The sequence below is a fragment of the Paenibacillus sp. TY11 genome (genome assembly GCF_059772165.1).
Map to the genome: position 1 here is coordinate 1 of NZ_JCBAIQ010000031.1, position 21,281 is coordinate 21,281.

Here is a 21,281-nt window from a genome sequence, read left to right on the forward strand (position 1 = left end):
GTGTAAATTCATGTTTGGTGGCGATAGCGGAGGGGTTCCACACGTACCCATCCCGAACACGACCGTTAAGCCCTCCAGCGCCGATGGTACTTGGACCGCAGGGTCCTGGGAGAGTAGGATGTTGCCAAGCTAAAAAAGAGTATGACCTTATTGGGTCATACTCCAGGCTGTCGAGAAAGTCTCGACAGCTTTTTTATGTTTACGGTTAATAAACAGACGACTCAATTTGACGATACCTGGGCCAGTTACCGGCATATATACATATCTTATCATGTTGTCGCTGAACAAAAGTATATAACATAAGAAACCGCGATTATCGCGGTTTTTTTGATTCGAAAATATATGTGCTTGTCAAAATTTAATATGAATTCCCAGGAGTCAAGACTGGTGCGACAAAAGTAATCCAGTTTTGTTTTAGAAAAAAACATGTTAAACTTCTCTGATAAAAATAAAAACGTACTTTCAGAGGTGAACTGAATGTTGGAACGTTCTATGGAGAATACAAGGGAATTACATAAAGGAAAGGGAGTGGTTTAAAGAAGAGCATCATTCGATAGCTCTTCTTAATAAAAAGAAAAGAGGACTATTAAAATGAGCAAATATCAAATTGTTATTAGTGATGGATTTGAGCTGAAATATTGTCTAAAAGGTTATGGAAAGCCGATAGTAGTGGTGATTGGCAGTAGTATATATTATCCTCGCTTATTTTCAGACTATTTATATAAAAAGTTCCAGTTCATTTTCTTGGATCATAGAGGATTTGTAAAATCGAGTCGAGCTTTAAATCTAGAAGACTATACATTGGATAAAGTAATAAATGATATTGAAACAGCAAGACAACGCCTTAAATTAGATCAATTTATCATATTAGGACATTCCGGGCATGCTTTTATGGCTGTGGAATATGCTAAACAATACCCGGACTATGTTCAAAGAGTGGTGTTATTAAATTCAGCACCTACGAACAGCGAAGAAAGACAGCGTCAAAGCTTTTCATTCTTTAATGAAACTGCCAGTTCAGAAAGAAAGGAACATTTTGGAAAGGATATTGTTTTATTAGAGGAAGATATCAAAAGAGACCCTGATAGAAGATTTGTTCACATGTGTATACGTATGGGAGCCCAAAGCTTTTATGACTACACTTTTAATGCAGCTTACATGTGGAATGATGTGTACACGAACATGCCTATCATTGATTATTTATGGGGAGAAGCATTCGGAAATATTAATCTGATACAATCTTTGGCGTATGTCCATAAACCCGTATTTATTGGTTTGGGAAGATATGATTACTTGGTTGGGCCCGTTTCATTGTGGAATTTAATTGATAATTCCTATGAAAACGTAAAGAAAGTTGTTTTTGAACATAGTGGGCATAATCCGATGTTTGAAGAACCTCATTATTTTGATCAAGTATTAATCGAATGGTTTAATGAAACTAACTAGAATTTAAAAGGTCGATTCCTATTAAAAAAGGAGTCGACTTTTTGATGTTAACAGGGCAATTACCCCTTCAACTGGTTGCGTTAGACGGAAGGAGAACAGCCGAATATTTTTTTGAATAGTCTAGAGAAATAATAGGGATCTTTGAAGCCAAGTGTTGCGGCGATTTCTTTAATGGAGCCATTTGTCAGGTCCAACAGTTGACCCGCGCGTTGCATCTTCAAACGCAGAAACTAAATTATAGAAGGGCTGAATAGAGACAGGGAGGATAGCCGAATTCATATTGCCTACGGCACATTATATACCGAAAGTGAGAACCATTTTCGTCAGGCCAAGGTGCGTCTCACATGGCGGAATCCCAACCCTTATGACGGTTTTCTATCAACTCGGCTTTTCTCTGAAGCATCAGGGACGGCTTGAGGAAGCATACTCCTCTTTGTATAAATCCATATGGTCAGCGGCTTGGCAAGACGAGGGTTACTTCGCACTGGCCCAAAGTGCATGCGAAAAAGGCAACTACGAAGAAGCGCTTGATCTGACGGAGCGGTCGCTTATTCGAAATTCACGCAACTACAAGGCGCCCGATCTGAAAGCGGCACTGCTGTGCAATCTTGGTCAGCATGAAGCGGGCTATACGCTTTTGCGAAGAAACTCTTAAGCTGGATATTACTGATTTCACTGCATACCATGAAAAGATACTGTCACTTCAAGAGCTGGACAGAGCATCCATTTCGATGGAAGTCACCGCCGAATTACTTAAACTGATGCGCAGCGATGCACATAACTATATGGCAGTAGCATCGGATTACGCAGCAGCAGGTCTGAACGAGGAGCCTTGGATGAACGTCTTGATGGAAAATCTGCCACGGAAAACAACGATCACGATGCGGGATTTCTCCTGGTATACGATGACTTTACCGGGAGAGCCTTATCACGATCTTGCGGCCCGTTTTAAGGAGGCTGTAGACAGGGACTACAATACATTCTGCATATGTGCGATGCCGTTTATGTTGTTTACAGCGGACGGTAAACGACCAGGACCGTTAAAGTTCGGGAATCTCGGAGCAGTCGGCCAACGCACACGTTGGTATAATTGCCGAGGCGGCGCCGTGTTGAACGGGCATGTACACCTGCTAGAACTATTCAGACAGGCGAAAAAGCACGGTTGTTATATTATCCTGTCCTCCTGGGAGTATCAGCAGAGTCCTAGCTTCCTGGCTCATACCGATACAGTGATCATAAAATTGCGATGCTGAAAAAGGCAGACTTGCGATTAGAGGATTTTATGAGTGAACCCGTCATTCCGGCATGCCCATTGTCATTGGAGAAGGGTACGTTGGCTATACGCCGTTTATGCCGGCTTTGAGGAAGGCCCAGTCGGCAAGTTCATTGCTGAATACGTCTTGCGCAAAGGTATGCCGCTTGGCTTTTAAGGAATGTCCCTGTGCCCAAATTGCGCACCGCATCATCCATTCTGGAACGATATAGCATGGCAGTGAAAGTGGAACAGCTTTATTCTCGAATCGGATTAGTTTTGCAAGGTTAACTCCATGTTGAGAGAGCTGCTCTTTATGAAAATTTACCGAATTATCGTCGAAGATGATCACAAGCACAGTAGCTATAATTTTGAGCCTTGTTACCTGCCAGAAACTTACCCGTATGCGTGTTGCGAGATGGGCGGGTGGCATGGTGCAGTTCTATAAATACCGTTTTGCATTTCCGTTCGTAGCGTTTCGGCCATGACGGTGATGAAAGTAGGGGAAGGTTGCAATCTAATCGGCTACAATATGTACTATGGCGGTTCCAATCCGAGAGGTAAACTGAATCCATATACAAAGGATTTGGCCACGTCCAAAATTCTTCTTTACTTCTCCGCTCCGAACTTCGCGTTCCAAAAGCTGCTGGTCCTCAAGTCGGCGAGGATGAAAATATCAAGTTCGATATACCTCTGCCAACCCTGTATCAAACTGCCCTTCAGCAGTCATCTCCTCAGTGATTTTTCCTACGGCTGATCATAAATTGAGTTACATTGGTGGCATGGATAAGTATGTCTTGGAGAGCCGTCCCAGCATCGGGTAGGAGCCTGTCCCTAGCCGCAGCCATAGCTGTGCAGTAGCGAAGTGGAGGATTTGAAATGTGGAGAAGCGATAGCGTTCGTAAGATCAAATCCTCCACGTAGCGTCTTATCTCCCCAGCTATAACCAAAGATTTTGCCTTAATCACAACTCCTCCACACATTGCCTTCGATATTAGATATACGTTATGATATACTATATTTTATAAGTGATAGACAAAAATGATAGAAAAAAAGAATTGCTGATCGCTGTAAGATCATGCAATTTGGTTGTTTGTTGACATTCGTCCCGTTTCTTCTGGGTTTTACATTTTGAGAGGAGGATGTTATTTGAAATTGCGTGCAGTTCCTATCGTTGTGGCGGCAGTTTTGGCAGCCTCGCTGCTGTTTGGGGGATGGTTCATTTACCGTCAGGTTACAATGCAAAGCCCTCTGGAAAAGCTGGTTTCTCAATATCCCGGCGTGACAAGCGCTCAAATAGATATTAAACAGGATCAGGTCGTATTGAAACTGGATCTCAAACCGCAGGCGGATGTGGCCGGATTGGTCGATGTGGTTAAGCAAAAAGGACAATCCATTATTGGCAGCCGCACCATTAAGCTGGATATTGCAGATCGTTCCAATTTAGCACTGAATCAATGGTGGTCTGAGGCTATGTTTCCCGTAGCCGAAGCGATGGAAAATAAAAAATATACTCAAATTTCATCTACAGTTGAACAGATGAAAAAGAAAAAGACGGGTATCAAGGCTGATACCGATATGGATTCGAACAATGTCTATATCCGACTCAGTGAAGGTAAAGCGACTAAGTTTATCGTTTTGCCACGTCAATCTCAGCAAATGGGGGTATGGCCTAATGCCTAGATGGATCAAGGAAGCATTAATCGGCATTGTGCCGGTGACCATTATATTTCTCGTCTTTATTGGGGTGAATATTATCCCTCTTCTGGTCGCAGGCGTGATGCTCAGTGGCTTGTTAATGCTCATGCACGCGCGTGGCGGCTTGGCCGTAGGTGCCGGGCAAGAGCGTAAACGCAAAAAAAATGGTCCGGACAAGCTGACTTTTGAGGAAATTGGTGGGCAAGAAAGCGCTAAGCAGGAACTGCGTGAAGCCCTGGATTTTTTGAATCGACATGATGAAATTTCCAAGTTTGGTATCCGTCCATTAAAAGGCGTTTTGCTCACAGGCCCTCCGGGAACAGGAAAAACACTGATGGCGAAGGCAGCCGCACACTATACCAATTCTGTATTTGTTGCCGCCTCAGGTAGTGAATTTGTTGAAATGTACGTTGGTGTTGGGGCAGGTCGTGTCCGTGAGTTGTTTCGGGAGGCCCGTACCCGTGCAGCCAAGGAAAAGAAGGAAAATGCGATTATTTTTATTGACGAGATCGACGTTATTGGTGGTAAGCGTGAGGGTGGACAGCAACGTGAATATGATCAGACATTGAATCAGTTGCTGACAGAAATGGATGGTATTTATTCGGCAGATACTCCGCGGATTCTGATCATTGCGGCAACAAACCGTAAAGAAATGTTGGACAGCGCCTTAACGCGTCCAGGGCGTTTTGACCGTCATATTCAAGTGGATTTGCCTGATAAGAAGGGCCGTCTTCATATTCTTAAGATTCATGCCAAAAACAAACCAATTCAGGAAGATGCGAATCTGGACAAAATTGCTGAAGAATCCTATGGTTTTTCCGGTGCACAGCTGGAGAGCGTCATGAATGAAGCGGCAATCTATGCGATGAGACAGGATCAGGAAATGATTGCGCAGAAGCATCTGTCGATGGCGATTGACAAGGTGATGATGGGTGAAAAAACAGATCGAGAATCAACGTTGGAAGAGAAAAAACGTGTAGCGATTCATGAACTGGGACATGCTATTATGGCCGAAATCGTTCGTCCCGGTAGCGTAAGTCAGGTAGCGCTCAGCCCGCGTGGGAAAGCGCTCGGCTATGTGCGTCACAATCCACAGCAAGAGCATTATTTATACACCAAGCAGTACCTGGAGGAGCAGATCATGATCTCGCTTGCAGGGGCTACGGCGGAAGAAATGTACTACGGCGGTCGCAGTACCGGCTCTAGTAATGATTTTGAGCAGGCGCTGAACATCGTTCATACGATGATGACTTCCGGTTTGACTTCACTTGGCATTATTAACATGGAAATGGTAACAAAAGAAGAACTCATGCGGGAAAATGGCGAGATTATGGATGACCTGCATACCCGAACTTTGGAGCTGCTGGAAAAGCATCGTCCTGTGTTCGACAACTCTCTTGACATCCTGATGAAGGAAGAAACTCTGTCTGGAGATCAATTTAGATGTCAATTTAGTGAAAATGCTTTATTACCAGCATAATTTTTTTATGCTGGTTATTTTTTTTTACTTTTAGTCCGTGCTAAGATATTATTATCTATTGGGACATAAACATGTATTTTTCGACAAAGAAGGATACAATATATGAGAGTGACCAGGAAAGGGTGGAGTAAAGAACCATGCAATTTAAAAAAATCGGCGTCATCGGCGGCGGCACCATGGGACAGGGGATTTCTGAAATGCTCGCGTCCAAAGGAATTGATGTGCTGCTGGTAGAGCAGACACCAGAGAAACTAGACTACGCCTATAATATGATTGAAACGAGTCTGGACAAACAACTGGAAAAGTGGGCAATTACACAAGCAGAGAAAAAATTGATCTTATCCCGCATTCAAAAAGTATCCCATTTGGCGGAGCTCGGTAGCTGTGATATGGTCATTGAGACCATTACAGAGAATCTGGACGAGAAGAAAGCAGTTTTCCAAGAGCTGGACTATGTGTGTCCAAGCAACATTATTCTTGCAAGTAATACATCCACGCTGAGCCTGACCGAGCTTGCCAGCTCGACCAAGTATCCAGAGCGTGTTATTGGTATGCACTTTATTTATCCAGTATCCCGCATTGATCTTGTGGAAATTATTCGTGGTTTGAAAACTTCGGACGATACGTTTGAAAACACTAAAATGTTCGTGGAAGAAATAGTGGAGAAAAAAGGAGTCATGATTTATGAATCTCCTGGATTCGTAACAAGCCGGATCATCTGTCTGCTGATTAACGAAGCCGCTCATGTACTACAAGAGGGCGTAGCTTCCGCCGAAGATATCGACGATGCTATGCGGATCGGCTACAGCTTCCAAAACGGACCTTTGGAAATGGCTGACCGCTTTGGTTTGGATTCCGTTTTGGCTGCTCTGGAACGTATGTTCCGTGAATTCGGTGAATTGAAATACCGTCCGTCCATCGTCTTGAAGAAAATGGTGCGTGCAGGTAATCTGGGCGTGAAATCGGGCGAAGGCTTCTTTAAGTACGACAAGGATGGTGACCGGTTATGAAAATTCTCGTAATCAATGCAGGGAGTTCTTCCCTGAAATACCAATTGTATGATATGACGGACGAGTCCGTTTTGGCAAAAGGATTGGTAGAGCGCATCGGTATGGATTCATCCATTCTGACGCATAAGCCAACCAATAAAGAAGAATACACTGAAGTTAGCGAAATTTTGGAGCATACTACAGCTATCCGTAAAGTGCTGAATGCACTCACAGATGCGGAACATGGTGTAATCTCCAGTACTAGCGAAATTCAGGCTGTGGGCCACCGTGTGGTTCATGGAGGCGAAATCTTCAAACAGTCAGCGGTTGTAACGCCTGAAGCTAAGAGTGAAATCCGCCGCTTGTTCGACCTTGCTCCACTGCATAACCCTGCTTCCATGATGGGGATTAAAGCGGCTGAATTGAATATGCCAGATGTACCGCAGGTTGTGGTATTTGATACCTCGTTCCATCAAACCATGCCTGAAAAAGCTTATATGTACGCTATTCCAAGAGTGTTGTACAATAAGTACAAGGTTCGTCGTTACGGTGCCCACGGTACTTCCCATGATTTTGTAAGTAAGGAAGCAGCCAATTTCCTCGGTCGTCCTTTGGAAGACTTGAAGATTATCACTTGTCATATCGGTAATGGTGGTAGTGTAACAGCAGTTCAAGGCGGTTTGTCCGTAGATACTTCCATGGGTATGACTCCACTGGAAGGACTTATGATGGGTACACGTAGCGGTGATTTGGACCCAGCAATCGTTCCTTATGTCATGAACAAAGAAGAATTGACTGTCAATGAAGTCAATTCCATGCTGAACAAACATAGTGGACTTTTAGCTATCTCCGGTGTCAGCAGTGATATGCGTGAAATTACAGAAGGTATGGAAAAAGGCGAAGCTAGTTCTACATTGGCATTTGAAATGTATGAATACCGTCTGCGTAAATACATTGGTTCGTATGCTGCCGCAATGAACGGGGTAGACGTGATTGTATTTACGGCAGGTGTAGGCGAAAACTCAGTCGTTCTGCGTAAGAGAGTGTTGGAGCAACTGACATTCCTCGGTATCGAGCTGGATGAATCGTTGAACGCTATTCGTTCTGGCGAGCCTCGCCGGATTACAACAGCAAATTCGAAGGTAGAAGTACTGATCATTCCGACGAACGAAGAACTGGTTATTGCCCGTGACACGTTCCGTCTGGTTCAGTAGTTCGATCCGAAAGTTTAAACTTTATGCATGCGGATTATGTTTGAGTCCCGCATGTACCAAACAGCGAGAGCAAACAGCCTAACCCAGGGGGAAGGGCTGTTTGATTTTCGGTTAAGAGGAGAGAGACGGTCATGACGAATAAAAGTACAATTGCCCAAGTGGGCCGCCATGTAGGGGAAACGGTTACAATCGGTGCTTGGGTAAACAATAAACGATCTAGCGGTAAAATTCAGTTCCTGCAATTGCGTGATGGTAGCGGATATATTCAAGGGGTTATTGTGAAAAGCGAAGTTTCCGAGGACATTTGGAATGACGCCAAATCTTTGACTCAAGAAAGTTCCCTTTACGTTACTGGAGTGGTGCGTGAAGAACCGCGTAGCCAATCGGGCTTTGAATTAACGGTTACAGGCATTGAAATTATTCATTTGACCGAAAACTACCCGATTACGCCAAAAGAGCACGGTGTAGATTTCCTGATGGATCATCGTCACTTGTGGCTGCGTTCCGCCAAGCAACGTGCTGTTCTGATCGTACGGGCGGAAATTATCCGTGCTGTACAGGAATTTTTTAACGGCAATGGCTTTACGAAGGTCGACCCACCTATTTTGACTCCTTCTTCTGCAGAAGGCACAACAGAGTTGTTCCATATCAAATATTTTGACGAAGATGCGTATTTGACACAAAGCGGACAGTTATACATGGAAGCAGCAGCAATGGCGCTGGGCAAAGTATATTCCTTTGGCCCAACTTTCCGTGCGGAAAAGTCAAAAACACGTCGTCACCTGATTGAGTTCTGGATGATCGAGCCTGAGATGGCTTTTGTGGATCATGAAGAATCCTTGCGCGTTCAGGAGCAGTTTGTAAGCCATATCGTGCAGTCTGTTCTGAAAAATTGTGCGAAGGAGCTTGAAACAATCGGACGCGATGTTTCGAAGCTGGAGCAAATTCAAGGCGAATTCCCACGTATTACGTATGATGAGGCGATTGCCTTCCTTCAAGGTGAAGGATTCGATATCCCATGGGGTGAAGACTTTGGCGCTCCTCATGAAACGGCTATTGCCGAAAGATATAACAAGCCTGTGTTCATTACGCATTGGCCGACTCACATTAAGGCATTCTATATGAAACCAGACCCGACCCGTCCTGAGGTTGTTCTGTGTGCCGATATGATCGCTCCTGAAGGCTACGGCGAAATTATCGGGGGTTCTCAACGGATAGATGATCCAGCATTGATGGAAGAACGTTTTAACGAGCATAACTTGGCACGTGAAGCTTACCAATGGTATATGGATCTGCGCACCTATGGTACCGTTCCGCATTCCGGCTTTGGACTGGGACTGGAGCGTACAGTAGCATGGATTTGTGGACTCGATCATGTACGTGAAACGATTCCGTTCCCACGTATGCTGTATCGTTTGTATCCGTAAGCGATGACCGGATCATTCGACAAGACATCAGCGGCAGAATGGGCGGAGGGAGTAGCCTTTGCTATGGAAGCCGGAATGGTCCAAATTCCCTACGCCCTGCTCAAGCATTATCGGACGCTTCGGCTGACGGATGGTGAAATGCTGCTACTGATGCAGTTGCTTGCCTTTAAACAAGCGGAACGTAATGAATTTCCGACATGGGAGCAATTGCAGGCCCGCATCGGATGCACTGCGAACGAAATCGCGCTCTATTTCAGTAAGCTCATGAAAGAAGGATTTTTGCGAATTGATTCCGTAGAAGACCGCAGTTCATCCGTACAATTTGAACGTTACAACTTAACGGGGCTGTATCGTAAACTGGCTGAATGTATGATCGCCGAGCGTACGGAACAGCGCGATGAAGATGACATTTTGTTTGCCGGGAAACCCGATTTACTGAATGGAATATCGGAATCCCCGCTTACCGAAGAACGGAATTTGTTCACGATTTTTGAGAAAGAATTCGGCCGACCATTATCACCAATGGAATACGAGACGATCACCAGCTGGGTGGATCAGGATCGGTATCCCGAGGAGCTAATTTTGCTGGCTTTGAAGGAAGCGGTATTTGCAGGGAAGGTACATTTCCGGTATATAGACCGTATTTTGCTGGAGTGGAGCCGAAACCGTGTCCGTAATGCACAGGATGCCAAAGAATACGCCCAGCGATTCCGTGGTGGCGGACGCAATTAAAGCATCAGTCTGAGCCTTTTAGGCAATAGATTTACGTACTGGGGCTGTCACGGCGAAGTAGCTATTGCAGTGGGGCAATCTGGAATATTGCTTGTGCATGTAAAATAAGCCGAAAATGAAAGCGACCAAATAGGCTTTAATGATAGAGGACACACCATTCCGACAGGAGGGTGTGTCCTTTTTTAATATTTTTTTCGAAATATGCAGGGGAGGGAATTTCCCTGGCGTCTATAGTATTGGGAAGGGGGAGAGCGTCATTGAAATAGAGAGAATCATTGAACGAATACGGTCCGGTGATCGGCAGGCGTTCCGTGAGATCGTAGAGCTGTACAGCAAGCACGTATTTCATGTGGCCTATTCGGTACTGCATGACAGCAAGGAAGCGGAAGATGCCGCGCAGGAGGCGTTCGTTCAGGTGTACAAGTCTCTCCCCCAGTACCGGAACGAAGGTTTTAAAACGTGGCTGAGCCGAATTGCGCTCCACAAAGCGCTGGATATCAAGCGCAAACAGGACAGACGGCCCGCAGAGCTTATAGACGTCGCACAATCCCTTGTGCAGCTCCCTTCCCGGGATGAAGATGTGCTGGCCCGTCTCATCCGCGAGGAGCAAACTGTAGAACTATCGCAAAAAATCTCCCAGTTGCCCCAGCAACATCGGGATATTATTCAAGCCTATTATATGCAGGGCAAAACCTACGACCAAATTGCTGAAGAGACGCAGGTAGCTTTAAAAACGGTAGAGTCCAGACTCTATCGGGCGCGGCTATGGATTCGAAATCACTGGAAGGAGGAGGAATGGCAATGACTGACCAACAGGATAAACCGTGGATTGAAGGGCAATCGAATGACTGGCATGCTTACATTACAGGAACTTGTACGATAGAGGAATCTGCCCGGCTGGAAAAGCTCCTGCTGGAAGACGAACAGGCGCTGATGATATATCTTGTTGCACTGGAGCAACTGGAGCCGACATTGAAAGATTATTCTGCCTGGATGGATATGGAGCGCTTCACAGATCAGGTAATGGCCGTTCTTCCCGATATAGAAGCAGAACCGAGTCAAGTTGTGTTTAAAAAACGCCGATGGTTTGAAAAACCTGTGTTTCACTATGTTGTTGCGGCAAGCCTGACGTTGATCTTGCTTTCCAGTGGAGCCTTTGACAAAATGATGCCGCAAACAGGCGGAAAACCGGTTCCTCCAAAAGAACGCGTTTCTTACAGCGAAGAGGTCATGCAAGCTACGACAACCTGGCTTGATAAATTAAAGCCCTAAATAAGTTAAAGAGTGAGACGAAAAAGTTTAAAAACAACCTTCAGATAGGGATTTTATCAAAATCCCGTAAATAGAAAGGAAGTGTAGCAGTGCCTTATACGGAACGAAGCAAGCTATTGGCATTTCTATTGAACATCATTCCCGGTGTGGGACACTATTACTGGACCCGAAAAGCCAATGCGTTTGTATACACCATTTTGTTTTTTGGATGTCTGGCGGGAGGATTATTTTTTTCAGTGGTATCAAGTGACGAAATGCCTTTATTGGCCAGTATGTTTGTTGCCGCCCTTTTCTGGGGACTCAGCATGCTGCATATCATTATTAGCTTGTTGCGTTATGATCCTCGTGCAGTTGCTGTTCCATATCCCCCTCATGCAGGGCCCCATCCATATGGCTTTTACTCTCAAAGTGGGCCCTATGGACATGCAGGTTTAACGGGAGAGGTACCGGAGAGTGCAACAGACGCGGATACGGATGCACCAGGAGCAGGAATGGGTTATGGTGCAGGCTATAACCATTATGAACAAGGACACTACGGTGTGGCAGGATCGCCTGCTTTTCAAAAAGGATCGGGCAATGAACGCTTTTTTACGATTTTGCTGTCATTTATCCCGGGACTGGGACACCTTCATCTAGGGATGATGCAGCGTGGTTTGTCTTTTTTACTGTCCTTCTTTGGCTTTGGTGCGATTCTTATCTTTATTACTAGCATTACTAACGAATCCGGATTTTTGGCCTTTGGGGGCGTGTTGCCGATCATTTGGCTGTATTGCATGTTTGATGCGGTGCAGCATGTACATCGCAAACAAGCTGGAGAAATTCTCCAGGACCGGACTTTATTTGAGGAACTGGAGCATGGAAGAGTCGAGGGACGCCGAAGTAAAATGCTGGCTACCATTTTATCGGTATTTCCCGGTGCCGGACATATGTATATCGGTTTGCAAAAACGTGGACTCCAGCTCATGCTTCTGTTTTTAGGAGGTATCTATGTACTGGACGTGCTGCATCTTTCACTCTTTTTGTTCCTGATTCCGGTGGTCTGGTTTTACAGCTTTTTTGATGCATTGCAGCAAGTAAGCCGTTATGGACGGGAGCCGCTAATCGACAAGCCTGTTATCGGTATGTTTGCTCAATATCACCGCTGGGTAGGCTTGGGGCTGCTGCTTCTGGGCGCATATTACATCCTAATTAACGTACTTGTTCCCTTACTGGACCGTCTGTTCCCGGACGGACAAATTTACACTATGGTTGATATGTACTTACGAACGATTATTGTATCCTTCTTATTGATTGGCGGTGGTATTTGGATGCTGATCGGTAATTCCAAATCTAAACGAGTAAAGGAGAAGCAATAGAATGGATACTGAATTTTCAAAGAGTGAGGCTCCCTTTAAGGGAGTCCATCACTCTCAGAGCGACGGGACAGGCGCAATAGGCTTATCGGGTGCTTCATCCCATAAGAATGGTACCTCCAAGACGTCAAACGCTCCAGCAGGGGTGTGGAAAGTCGGAAGGCTGTCAATGGGACTTTTCCTCGTCCTGCTGGGGGGCGTAACGTTTGCCTCCAAGTTTTGGGGAGCGGACATACTGGACCAGGCGTTGACCTGGTGGCCTGTCGTTTTTGTTTTGCTGGGACTGGAAATTTTAATGTACACCGCTTGGAAAGGGACGCGTGAACGCATTCGTTATGATTTGTTCAGTATGTTTATTACGGCGGTATTGGTTTTTTGTTGTATCGGATTTGCCTTGGTCAGTTCATTGGGGATCACTCCGCAAGTCAGAGAAATAATGAGTTCAGTTCAGGAAACAAGAATTCTCCCAGATTGGCATGAAAAACTGCCTGCCGGAGTGACCAAGGTGATTGTACAGGGAGAAGATCCTTATGCGGTCAAAATTGACGCAACCACCTCACCGGAGGTGCATGTGTTTGGAAGTTATGTATACACAGGCAGAGAGGCCGAAATAAAAGGACAAGATTTATATCAGACAAAGCAAATCGGCGATACCTTGTATGTGCTACTAGGTCAAATTCCGACACGTTTTATGCAGACTCAGCAGCAGCTTGATGTTACGATTGCTGTACCTGAGGGAATTACGGTTACTGTGCGCGATAGCCGAGGAAATATAATTGAAAAATAGGGAGAGCTTCCGGCTCCAGCTTTACATTCTGCATCATTCACGCGATACTTAAAAGAGAAGCCTGAGATGTCAGCCATGTCGCTAGCTGAATGGTGTATTTGCTTATTAGGCAAAACTTGATGATGTACAGTCGAATAGCGATTGTGATCGGAAAAGAGGGAGAAAAAATGATTTCATTGAATCCTGACACGCTTACGGGGCGTGAAAATTATAAGCTGTTGACCGGAAGTATTATCCCAAGGCCGGTAGCCTTTGTCACGACTTTGAGCAGCGAAGGGGTGCTGAATGGTGCGCCGTTCAGTTATTTTTCCATCGTAGCCTCCGAACCGCCACTGTTGTCTGTATCCGTACAACGTGTCGATGGAGTATCCAAAGATACAGCACGTAATGCGATGGAGCATAAAGCTTTTGTCGTACATATTACAGACGAGGACAATGTGGGCGCGGTGAATGTGACGGCTTCCCGTCTGTCGCCGGAGGAGAGTGAGGTAACACTGGCTGGCCTTACCCCGATAAAAAGTACAAAAATCGCAGTTCCCGGTGTGACTGAAGCAAAAATACGTATGGAATGTATTCTGGAGCAGGTGATACCGCTGGGAGGCAAGGAGGACACACCTGCCTGTGATCTATTAATCGGACGCGTAGTGCAGTATCATTTGTCCGAGGAAGCGTACCAAAATACATATGTGATTGCCAAGGAGCTGCGTCCAGTGAGTCGGTTGGCTGGGAATAACTATGCGAAGCTAGGAGAACAATTTACGCTGGAGCGTCCCCAATAGGGGGCGTTGTTTTTTTACAGCATTGAATAAAGGAATTTATCAGCCAATGAGGATTTTCCAGAGTCGAGCATAAACAAAGAGTGCCGCAATTAAGAAAGGGTGTTCTGATAATTCAATTATTCTTGGATTCCCTTGAACATCGCTCCTACGATTCTTAATCATCACATTTCCTTTATTAAGGCTATGTTTAATCTCAATGTTGATATTATTGTGGTATTTCGAGAGCCGAATGTTTAAAATAAGCCTCCTATTTTGTTGGAGTCCCCTGATGAAAAAACATTTGCCATTGCCCATCGTTTAATTTCCAAATATAATTTCTTAATGACTTATTTCCATTGTCAATCGATTCAGTACAGTATGTTGTATGTACAAATTCTGACGACAACAACTTTATTTTAAAGTCGGTAATCATAAATGGTATGTAGTTCAAAGTAGCTTTACCATTTAAAAAACTTAATTGCAATGACTTGTCGTATTTTTTACCTGAAGAACCATACTCAATATAATCATTAGCTAATAGTTTTTCAAAATCCTCTCTTCGATAATGCATTAACTGCTTTTCTAAATTTAATATAACATCGTGTAATTCTTTACTCACCTTATCACCTCAACTAAGATTTTATATCGCTAGTAGAATAGGGTGCCCTTTTCATAAAAAAGAGAACGTTCCCGTGCTTTCGCTTAGGCTACGTTCTCGATATTCAATGGCAATTTTTAATTCAATTATACGCACATTTAATGTTTATGGAGTTTTCATTTCGAAGTTTTCAGCAGCAGGGAGCGATAGGTCGTTTCAAACAAAAATTCAAACGCCTCCAGATGCTTTTTAGCTTCAAACACGTCACGCCCCCACGCATAAATGCCGTGGTTACGCAATAAAATTCCTGGCACCTGATCATTCAGAACACCGGGCACCAGCTTGGCAATCGAGGCGATATCCGCGTAATTAGGCAGTACGGGAATGTGGATTGCAGCATTTTCCTCCCAAATGTTAAAAGCCTTGATCAGCTCAATTCCTTGCACAGGTACAGAGCCTTGCTCTCCGTAATATTCGGATATGAGATTGTTAAACACGGTATGCACATGAAAAACGGCTCCGCAGCCTGTTAGGCGGTAAATTTCGCAATGTATGAGTGTCTCTGCGCTTGGCTTGAGGTTTGTGGCTTCTGCCGCTTTTCCGTACTGATCTACGAAAAGAAAATCCTCAGGAGTGCGCTTGGTTTTATCCTTGCCGCTGGCGGTGACTGCAAAATAAAATTGTTCGGGATGGAAGTCACCGATTCGGATTGACAAATTGCCGCTTGTGCCTGGGAACCAGTTGCGAGATGCGAATAGCTCTTTGACATCAGCGAGTTCTTCCAGTGCGCGACGTTTTTCTTCCAATGAAATGTCTGCCAAGTTAAAACTCATTTACAGCACCCCTTGCTCCTGTTTTTGCTTTAAATCCTCGATAATGTCGTCAAATGTTTCAAAGGGTACATGAGGTACACCCAACTCTTGGCACTTTAAAGTCAGATGTGAGCGAGAGTACACAAGGTCGGCAATTTTGGCTCCTTCAAAATCCGTCAGGCTGTCTCCGATCAAAATCCGCTCGTATTGTTCGGCAGGGTATTGACGAATGACGGTCGTTTTGCACATACCGCAGTCGTTCGTACACGGCTCCTGACATGGATGCGGCCACGTAATTTGGATGTTATCCCCGGAAAAATCCGCTCCATTGCAAAAGATGTGATCATGTGGAATATCGAAGGGTTTTAGCAATGGATCAATAAAAAAATCGATACCGCCGCTGGTGACGAAAAATTCAATCTGCTGCTCTCGTACATAGTCTAAAAAGCGTGCAAAGCCCTCGCGTATACCAGCTTGTCCAAGTACATATGAGATAATTTCGTCCTTTTGCTCCGAAGGCATCAGGGCAAACATGGCACCTACGCCTTCACGAATGGATGTATGCCCATTTACGATTTGATGCATGATGGGCTCACAGCCTACGGGCTGAAAATGTTTCATAATGGCGACAATGTTGTCGCTGTTCGTAATCGTCCCGTCAAAGTCGCAAAAAATGACGGGTTTCTTTGCTGTACTCATCGTTCGCCTCCCCACGTGTCGAGCGCGGATTGCAGCTCGGGGTGAGTACGGGCGTATTGTACCAGCGGAACGTTCTGTTGCACCGCTTCAATCGCTTGCACAAAGGCGCGCCCACCAGCTTCCGTACCCATCGGATGTCCGTGAATACCACCCCCGGCGTTAACAACAACGTCAGTACCAAAGTCACGTACAATTAACGGTACGAGGCCCGGGTGAATCCCTGCGGAAGGGACAGGCATGCTGGCCTTCTGCGGTAGATCAGGGGTGATCAGCTCATCGCGGATCGCCATGTTTTCCTCATGTGGCATCGTCACCGAGCCGTAGGGAGAAGGGAAGAGGACGAGATCAGCCCCAGCCAGCCGCATAAGCTGACCAAGCAGGACGGACGCCGATATACCATAATGCGGCGACGGATAAGCAGCACCCGCCAACGAAGGATGGGCTGCAATCGGCACCGAGACGGCGGGATCGCTGCTAAGTTCATGCAGCACATCGTAACCGTAGGCCAGCACGTTAAACAGTAACGCGTTCGCGCCCGCGTCGATGGCCTTAAGAGCTTGCGCTTTGAGCTGCGAGGTTGGCCCGGTTAAATTAGCGGCATACAGCAGCTTTTTACCGGTTTCACGCTCAGCCGCTTCGGCGGCTTTGATGCAGGCTTCAACACGTTTTTCAATCGGCGTCAGCGCATTTTCAAACAAGATCTCGTCGTCCTTGATCAGATCAACGCCACCGAGAGCCTGCCGGGTAAACTGTTCACGAAGTTCGTCCAAATTAAGACCAATCACGGATTTGAAAATGCTCATGAGCAGAGGACGATCGTACACGCCGAGCTGCTCACGCAAGCCGCTGATACCGAATTTCGGTCCCGGAAAAACAGAACGGAATGCTTCCGAGAAACCCAGTTTCGTTAGCTTAATTCGACCGTCCATCGAAATTTTGCCGAAGACCGTAACCAGCAGTGCAGGAATGTCCCGGCTGAAATTGACATCTGGATAAGCGATGGTCAGGTCGGCATACCGTTCACCGGGGCCTCCATCGTGAATGTCCACAGATTGAACAGAGCCGAGATGCTTTTGCATCGTGTCCCGCTTGGCTTGCGGGAGCTCAGTCCAGCTGCCCACCGTCATGCCGATGGCAATAGATTGGGCCTTTTGGTTAAAATCGGCTTTGTCATCGTATACCCGGTAGGTCGCCAAGCAATAGCTCATTCAATTCCCTCCTTTAGTACAGCTCCCATCTCGCGGGATCGTTCAGCGCACCGCTGCACCGCCGCAATCACTGTTTCGTAGAAGTCGCCTTTGTCCAGCGTTTCCAATGCTGCTACCGTGGAGCCATTGGGTGACATGATTTTGTGGCGAAGGGCAGAAGGCTCCTCTCCGGTTTGCTGTACCATGCGTGCCGCTCCAAGCGCGGTTTGCACCGTTAGTTCGTGTGCTTGCTCAGGAGTTAAGCCACCACGGATTCCCCCGGCAATCATGGCTTCCATCAAGTAATAGACATAGGCAGGACCGCTTCCGGATATCCCGGTCAAAACATCCATTTTCTCTTCTTCTATAATCGTTACCGTACCTACAGATTCGAACATCGCAAGCACGTTTTTACGCTGGTTTTCGCTGATCTCTTTGGAAAAACTGATGCCTGTGGCTCCCAGCCCAATCGAGCTGGATGTGTTTGGCATTGTCCGCGTGATCGGCTGCTTGCGCCCAAGCAACGTTTGCATCGTACGAATGGACAATCCGGCGATTACCGAAATGATCAGCTGCCCATCTGACAGGAGGGGGCCGAGCTTTCCAAGTGCTTGTGCAGCATCCTTGGGTTTCATAGCAAGCACGATGACCGGAGAATGACGCAGCAGTTCGGTTTTGGCGGCATCTTCGGTTTGGAACAATACTCCGTATTGCTTTTGAAGTTCTTCAAGGCGAGCCTGATTACTGCGGTTGATGACGGTAATACCGCCACGTTTGACGACAGAACGAGCCGTCATTCCGCGAATAATAGCCTCTGCCATTGATCCTGCCCCGAAAAATGTAATTTGTTCGTTAATTAAAACCTTTGTTTGTGATTCACACATGATTCATAACCTCCAAGGATACGGATTGATTTATGATATTATTCCCTGATTTGTCCAGTACCGTACACGCGATATTTGGTCGAAGTCAAGGCAGGCAATCCCATTGGGCCGCGGGCATGTAATTTTTGCGTGCTGATTCCGATCTCGGCACCAAATCCAAACTCGAAGCCATCCGTGAAGCGGGTGGATGCATTGTGGTACACGGCTGCGGCGTCTACTTCTTGCAGAAAACGTTCAGCATGGGCTTTGTCCTCGGTGACAATACATTCCGAATGCATCGTACCGTAACGGGCAATATGCTCCAGTGCTTCGTCCAGATTGTCTACGACCTTGACGTTCATAATGTAATCATTATACTCGGTGCCATAATCCTCTTCCGTGGCAGGAACAGCCCAAGGAGCCAGTTCTCGTGTCCGTGCGCAGCCGCGCAGCTCAACCCCGGCATCACGGAAGCGTTCTGCCAAACTCGTTAAGTGTGCTTGTGCATAATCGGAGTGAACGAGTAATGTCTCTATTGAGTTACATACGGACGGTCTTTGCACCTTGGCATTCAGTGTAATCGCTTCGGCCATTTCTACATCCGCTGTAGCGTCCAAAAAGGTATGGCATACGCCAGCCCCGGTTTCGATGACAGGCACGGTAGCGTTCTGAACAACATTTTGAATGAGTGAACGCCCACCGCGTGGAATAATCACATCCAGCAAACCGTTCAAGGTGAGCATTTCGTTGACGGAGGCACGGTCTGAATCTTCAATAAGTTGAAGCGCCTCGCGTGGCACGGCTGTTGCGTCTAGCGCCTGCTGAAGCACTTCAATGATCTTGCGGTTGGAGAAGAGGGCGGCCGAACCACCGCGGAGCACAACCGGATTGCCTGTTTTCAAGCACAGACCCGCAGCATCCACGGTCACATTTGGACGGGCTTCATATATGATGCCGATGACACCCAGCGGTACACGTATTTTCTCAATTCGCAGACCGTTTGGACGTTCAATATGCTCGAGCGTGTCGCCGACCGGATCAGGCAGTGCCGCAATTTGGCGTAATCCTTCGGCAATAGCCCCGATTCGGTCCTCGGTCAGCTTGAGGCGGTCGAGCAGCGATTCCGACGTTCCCAGTTCTCGTCCACGCTTCAGGTCATTATGGTTCGCTGCAATCAGCTCTTCAGTATGATTTACTAGAGCTTCAGCCATAGCAAGCAATGCTTCGTTTTTCTGTGCTGTAGTCAGGCGGTTCATGACCCCGGCACTTTTTTTGGCAAGATTCGCTTTGGTTCGTACTTCGCTAAACTGGTTCTCATCGGTTGCAGCTGTGTTCGTCGTTAATCCACTCATGCCTTACGGCCTCCCCACATTTATAATGTAATCCATTCATCCCTGTGAATCACCTCAAGCCGGTGAATGGGACCGATCTTGCCCACAACCTCGCCGCTGGGTAATCCTTGAACAATTTGAAGCTGTGCATCGTCATAATTGACGATACCGCGTCCCAAGACCTTATTTTCCGGCCCCAGCACCTCGACGACATCACCGGCATGAAAGCTGCCTTCCACACGGCGTACGCCAACGGGAAGCAGACTGTGTCCGCCATGCACCAGCGCTTCCTCGGCTCCATGGTCTACATGCACCGAACCCAGTGGGGTGGACATGAAACCAAGCCATTGTTTTTTCATCGGCAGCGAAGAGAGGTGAGTGTCAAAATAAGTCCCAGGCCCGTGTCCTTCGACGGCTGCGTCCAGATCGCCATTTGCGCTGACGCGTCCCACATATACAGGCACACCGCCGCGCGTAGCGACTTTGGCTGCTTCGATCTTGGATCGCATACCGCCGGTTCCTACAGCTGACCCGGAACCTCCGGCCAATGCATAAATCTCCTCAGTAATCTCGTCAATGCGTTCAAAACGTACGGCGTTCGGATGCTTGCGCGGATCTGCCGTATATACGCCATCGGTATCCGTAATAATGATCAAATGCTGCGCTTTGACCAGATTGGCGACCAGTGCAGACAGCATATCGTTATCACCGAATTTCAATTCATCAATCGATACGGTATCATTTTCGTTAAAGATCGGGATGACCTGCTGGCGCAGCAATTCTTCCACGGTCATTCCAGCATTATTCATCCGTTTACGGCTCAAAAAGTCACTGCGAGTCAGCAGGATTTGCGCGCTTACCAAGCCAAAATCTTTAAAAGCCTGCTGATAGGATTGCATGAGAAGAGCTTGGCCTACGGCTGCCGCCGCTTGCTTTTCATGCAGCAGTTTGGGGCGAAATGGGTACCCAATCTCCCTGAACCCGGCGGCTACTGCGCCTGATGTGACCAGCAGCACTTCATGACCTTTTGCACGAAGTAAGCTGATTTCTCGGGCAAAATAAGCAATGGCTTCCCGATTCAAGCCACCTTCCACTCCAGTCAGGGAGCTGCTTCCGATTTTAATGACGATTCGTGTTGACAAGACGTCCACTTCCTTAATTTTACTCTTTTTAATGCAAAAAAAACTTCCATCCTTTGTATGCAAAGGACGAAAGTTTGTGCTTCCGCGGTACCACCTTCATTGATGATTCATGATCATCCCACTTGAAACCTGTTAACGGCAGGGGCCGCCTGATTGCGCAGGGCGCTCGGGGATAGGAGTTGGGAGAGAGTCCAGGTAAATTCTTGCAGCCTATCGGAATTTACTCTCTGAACAGGACCGGG

The 21,281-nt window shown here is 46.5% G+C and carries 20 protein-coding genes, 1 rRNA gene and 3 pseudogenes; 16 read left to right on the forward strand and 8 right to left on the reverse strand.

Annotation, left to right across the window (positions count from 1 at the left end; genetic code table 11):
* Nucleotides 1-13: 13 nt before the first annotated feature.
* A 5S ribosomal RNA gene (gene rrf / locus AC6EJC_RS24380) occupies nucleotides 14-130 on the forward strand.
* Nucleotides 131-591: 461 nt separating this feature from the next.
* Nucleotides 592-1,446 (forward strand): alpha/beta fold hydrolase, encoded by an 855-nt coding sequence (locus AC6EJC_RS24385; RefSeq protein ID WP_444956158.1) that lies wholly within the window; start codon nucleotides 592-594, stop codon nucleotides 1,444-1,446.
* Between the two features lie 80 nt (nucleotides 1,447-1,526).
* On the opposite strand, the pseudogene AC6EJC_RS24390 reads toward AC6EJC_RS24385, so the two are convergent.
* Nucleotides 1,527-1,676 (reverse strand): annotated as a pseudogene (locus AC6EJC_RS24390) (helix-turn-helix transcriptional regulator); the annotation flags it as partial.
* A 134-nt stretch (nucleotides 1,677-1,810) separates the two neighbouring features.
* On the opposite strand from AC6EJC_RS24390, the gene AC6EJC_RS24395 reads away from it, so the two are divergent.
* The 14 genes and pseudogenes from AC6EJC_RS24395 to AC6EJC_RS24460 all read left to right on the forward strand — a co-directional run bounded on the left by AC6EJC_RS24395 (nucleotide 1,811) and on the right by AC6EJC_RS24460 (nucleotide 14,428).
* The gene (locus AC6EJC_RS24395; RefSeq protein WP_444956159.1) at nucleotides 1,811-2,101 is read left to right on the forward strand and encodes a hypothetical protein; all 291 of its coding nucleotides are present in this window, start codon (nucleotides 1,811-1,813) and stop codon (nucleotides 2,099-2,101) included.
* Between the two features lie 181 nt (nucleotides 2,102-2,282).
* Nucleotides 2,283-2,942 (forward strand): annotated as a pseudogene (locus AC6EJC_RS24400) (hypothetical protein).
* A gap of 114 nt (nucleotides 2,943-3,056) precedes the next feature.
* Nucleotides 3,057-3,320: pseudogene (locus tag AC6EJC_RS24405) on the forward strand (beta-galactosidase); the annotation flags it as partial.
* Nucleotides 3,321-3,847: 527 nt separating this feature from the next.
* Nucleotides 3,848-4,381, forward strand: coding sequence for a hypothetical protein (locus AC6EJC_RS24410; protein WP_444956160.1), 534 nt, complete (start codon nucleotides 3,848-3,850; stop codon nucleotides 4,379-4,381).
* A complete protein-coding gene (locus AC6EJC_RS24415) occupies nucleotides 4,374-5,876 on the forward strand; it encodes an AAA family ATPase (RefSeq protein WP_444956161.1) in 1,503 nt (500 codons plus the stop codon). The genes AC6EJC_RS24410 and AC6EJC_RS24415 overlap by 8 nt, the downstream gene beginning before the upstream one ends.
* Nucleotides 5,877-6,013: 137 nt before the next feature.
* Nucleotides 6,014-6,886, forward strand: coding sequence for a 3-hydroxyacyl-CoA dehydrogenase family protein (locus AC6EJC_RS24420; RefSeq protein WP_444956162.1), 873 nt, complete (start codon nucleotides 6,014-6,016; stop codon nucleotides 6,884-6,886).
* A complete protein-coding gene (locus tag AC6EJC_RS24425) occupies nucleotides 6,883-8,079 on the forward strand; it encodes an acetate/propionate family kinase (protein ID WP_444956163.1) in 1,197 nt (398 codons plus the stop codon). Before AC6EJC_RS24420 ends, AC6EJC_RS24425 begins: the two co-directional genes overlap by 4 nt.
* 131 nt (nucleotides 8,080-8,210) lie before the next feature.
* Entirely contained in the window at nucleotides 8,211-9,506 is a 1,296-nt protein-coding gene (gene asnS / locus AC6EJC_RS24430; protein WP_013310674.1) for an asparagine--tRNA ligase, read from the forward strand.
* 3 nt (nucleotides 9,507-9,509) lie between these two features.
* The gene (locus tag AC6EJC_RS24435; RefSeq protein WP_444956164.1) at nucleotides 9,510-10,238 is read left to right on the forward strand and encodes a DnaD domain protein; all 729 of its coding nucleotides are present in this window, start codon (nucleotides 9,510-9,512) and stop codon (nucleotides 10,236-10,238) included.
* 172 nt (nucleotides 10,239-10,410) lie between these two features.
* A complete protein-coding gene (locus AC6EJC_RS24440) occupies nucleotides 10,411-11,043 on the forward strand; it encodes an RNA polymerase sigma factor (protein WP_444956165.1) in 633 nt (210 codons plus the stop codon).
* Nucleotides 11,040-11,510 (forward strand): hypothetical protein, encoded by a 471-nt coding sequence (locus AC6EJC_RS24445; RefSeq protein ID WP_444956166.1) that lies wholly within the window; start codon nucleotides 11,040-11,042, stop codon nucleotides 11,508-11,510. Before AC6EJC_RS24440 ends, AC6EJC_RS24445 begins: the two co-directional genes overlap by 4 nt.
* An 89-nt stretch (nucleotides 11,511-11,599) precedes the next feature.
* On the forward strand, nucleotides 11,600-12,865 hold the full coding sequence (locus AC6EJC_RS24450; RefSeq protein ID WP_444956167.1) for a multi-tm2 domain protein: 1,266 nt from the start codon (nucleotides 11,600-11,602) through the stop codon (nucleotides 12,863-12,865).
* 1 nt (nucleotide 12,866) lies between these two features.
* Nucleotides 12,867-13,649 carry a hypothetical protein gene (locus AC6EJC_RS24455; RefSeq protein ID WP_444956168.1) on the forward strand — a complete coding sequence of 261 codons (783 nt, stop codon included), beginning with the start codon at nucleotides 12,867-12,869 and terminating at the stop codon, nucleotides 13,647-13,649.
* Nucleotides 13,650-13,816: 167 nt separating this feature from the next.
* The gene (locus AC6EJC_RS24460) at nucleotides 13,817-14,428 is read left to right on the forward strand and encodes a flavin reductase family protein (protein WP_444956169.1); all 612 of its coding nucleotides are present in this window, start codon (nucleotides 13,817-13,819) and stop codon (nucleotides 14,426-14,428) included.
* A 247-nt stretch (nucleotides 14,429-14,675) separates the two neighbouring features.
* Here AC6EJC_RS24460 and AC6EJC_RS24465 read toward each other — a convergent pair whose 3' ends face one another.
* The 7 genes from AC6EJC_RS24465 to proB form a co-directional block, all read right to left on the reverse strand.
* Nucleotides 14,676-15,026 (reverse strand): nuclear transport factor 2 family protein, encoded by a 351-nt coding sequence (locus AC6EJC_RS24465; RefSeq protein ID WP_444956170.1) that lies wholly within the window; start codon nucleotides 15,024-15,026, stop codon nucleotides 14,676-14,678.
* Between the two features lie 155 nt (nucleotides 15,027-15,181).
* Nucleotides 15,182-15,838, reverse strand: a complete 657-nt coding sequence (locus tag AC6EJC_RS24470) for a methylthioribulose 1-phosphate dehydratase (RefSeq protein ID WP_444956171.1) — start codon at nucleotides 15,836-15,838, stop codon at nucleotides 15,182-15,184.
* Nucleotides 15,839-16,516, reverse strand: coding sequence for a 2-hydroxy-3-keto-5-methylthiopentenyl-1-phosphate phosphatase (locus tag AC6EJC_RS24475; RefSeq protein ID WP_444956172.1), 678 nt, complete (start codon nucleotides 16,514-16,516; stop codon nucleotides 15,839-15,841). It abuts the gene before it with no gap.
* Complete coding sequence (locus tag AC6EJC_RS24480; RefSeq protein ID WP_444956173.1) at nucleotides 16,513-17,724, reverse strand: 2,3-diketo-5-methylthiopentyl-1-phosphate enolase; 1,212 nt, start codon at nucleotides 17,722-17,724, stop codon at nucleotides 16,513-16,515. Before AC6EJC_RS24480 ends, AC6EJC_RS24475 begins: the two co-directional genes overlap by 4 nt.
* On the reverse strand, nucleotides 17,721-18,587 hold the full coding sequence (gene proC, locus AC6EJC_RS24485) for a pyrroline-5-carboxylate reductase (RefSeq protein ID WP_444956174.1): 867 nt from the start codon (nucleotides 18,585-18,587) through the stop codon (nucleotides 17,721-17,723). Before proC ends, AC6EJC_RS24480 begins: the two co-directional genes overlap by 4 nt.
* A 38-nt stretch (nucleotides 18,588-18,625) precedes the next feature.
* Nucleotides 18,626-19,918, reverse strand: coding sequence for a glutamate-5-semialdehyde dehydrogenase (locus AC6EJC_RS24490; RefSeq protein WP_444956175.1), 1,293 nt, complete (start codon nucleotides 19,916-19,918; stop codon nucleotides 18,626-18,628).
* Between the two features lie 20 nt (nucleotides 19,919-19,938).
* A complete protein-coding gene (gene proB / locus AC6EJC_RS24495) occupies nucleotides 19,939-21,039 on the reverse strand; it encodes a glutamate 5-kinase (RefSeq protein WP_444956176.1) in 1,101 nt (366 codons plus the stop codon).
* Nucleotides 21,040-21,281: the final 242 nt, after the last annotated feature.

Coding starts and splice junctions, on each gene's coding strand:
- AC6EJC_RS24415 (WP_444956161.1), top strand. CDS start 4,374: ATGCCTAGATGGATCAAGGAAGCATTAATCGGCATTGTGCCGGTGACC.
- AC6EJC_RS24455 (WP_444956168.1), top strand. CDS start 12,867: ATGGATACTGAATTTTCAAAGAGTGAGGCTCCCTTTAAGGGAGTCCAT.
- AC6EJC_RS24475 (WP_444956172.1), bottom strand. CDS start 16,516: ATGAGTACAGCAAAGAAACCCGTCATTTTTTGCGACTTTGACGGGACG.
- AC6EJC_RS24460 (WP_444956169.1), top strand. CDS start 13,817: ATGATTTCATTGAATCCTGACACGCTTACGGGGCGTGAAAATTATAAG.
- AC6EJC_RS24425 (WP_444956163.1), top strand. CDS start 6,883: ATGAAAATTCTCGTAATCAATGCAGGGAGTTCTTCCCTGAAATACCAA.
- AC6EJC_RS24445 (WP_444956166.1), top strand. CDS start 11,040: ATGACTGACCAACAGGATAAACCGTGGATTGAAGGGCAATCGAATGAC.
- AC6EJC_RS24435 (WP_444956164.1), top strand. CDS start 9,510: ATGACCGGATCATTCGACAAGACATCAGCGGCAGAATGGGCGGAGGGA.
- AC6EJC_RS24420 (WP_444956162.1), top strand. CDS start 6,014: ATGCAATTTAAAAAAATCGGCGTCATCGGCGGCGGCACCATGGGACAG.
- AC6EJC_RS24470 (WP_444956171.1), bottom strand. CDS start 15,838: ATGAGTTTTAACTTGGCAGACATTTCATTGGAAGAAAAACGTCGCGCA.
- AC6EJC_RS24395 (WP_444956159.1), top strand. CDS start 1,811: ATGACGGTTTTCTATCAACTCGGCTTTTCTCTGAAGCATCAGGGACGG.
- asnS (WP_013310674.1), top strand. CDS start 8,211: ATGACGAATAAAAGTACAATTGCCCAAGTGGGCCGCCATGTAGGGGAA.
- AC6EJC_RS24385 (WP_444956158.1), top strand. CDS start 592: ATGAGCAAATATCAAATTGTTATTAGTGATGGATTTGAGCTGAAATAT.
- proC (WP_444956174.1), bottom strand. CDS start 18,587: ATGTGTGAATCACAAACAAAGGTTTTAATTAACGAACAAATTACATTT.
- AC6EJC_RS24480 (WP_444956173.1), bottom strand. CDS start 17,724: ATGAGCTATTGCTTGGCGACCTACCGGGTATACGATGACAAAGCCGAT.
- AC6EJC_RS24490 (WP_444956175.1), bottom strand. CDS start 19,918: ATGAGTGGATTAACGACGAACACAGCTGCAACCGATGAGAACCAGTTT.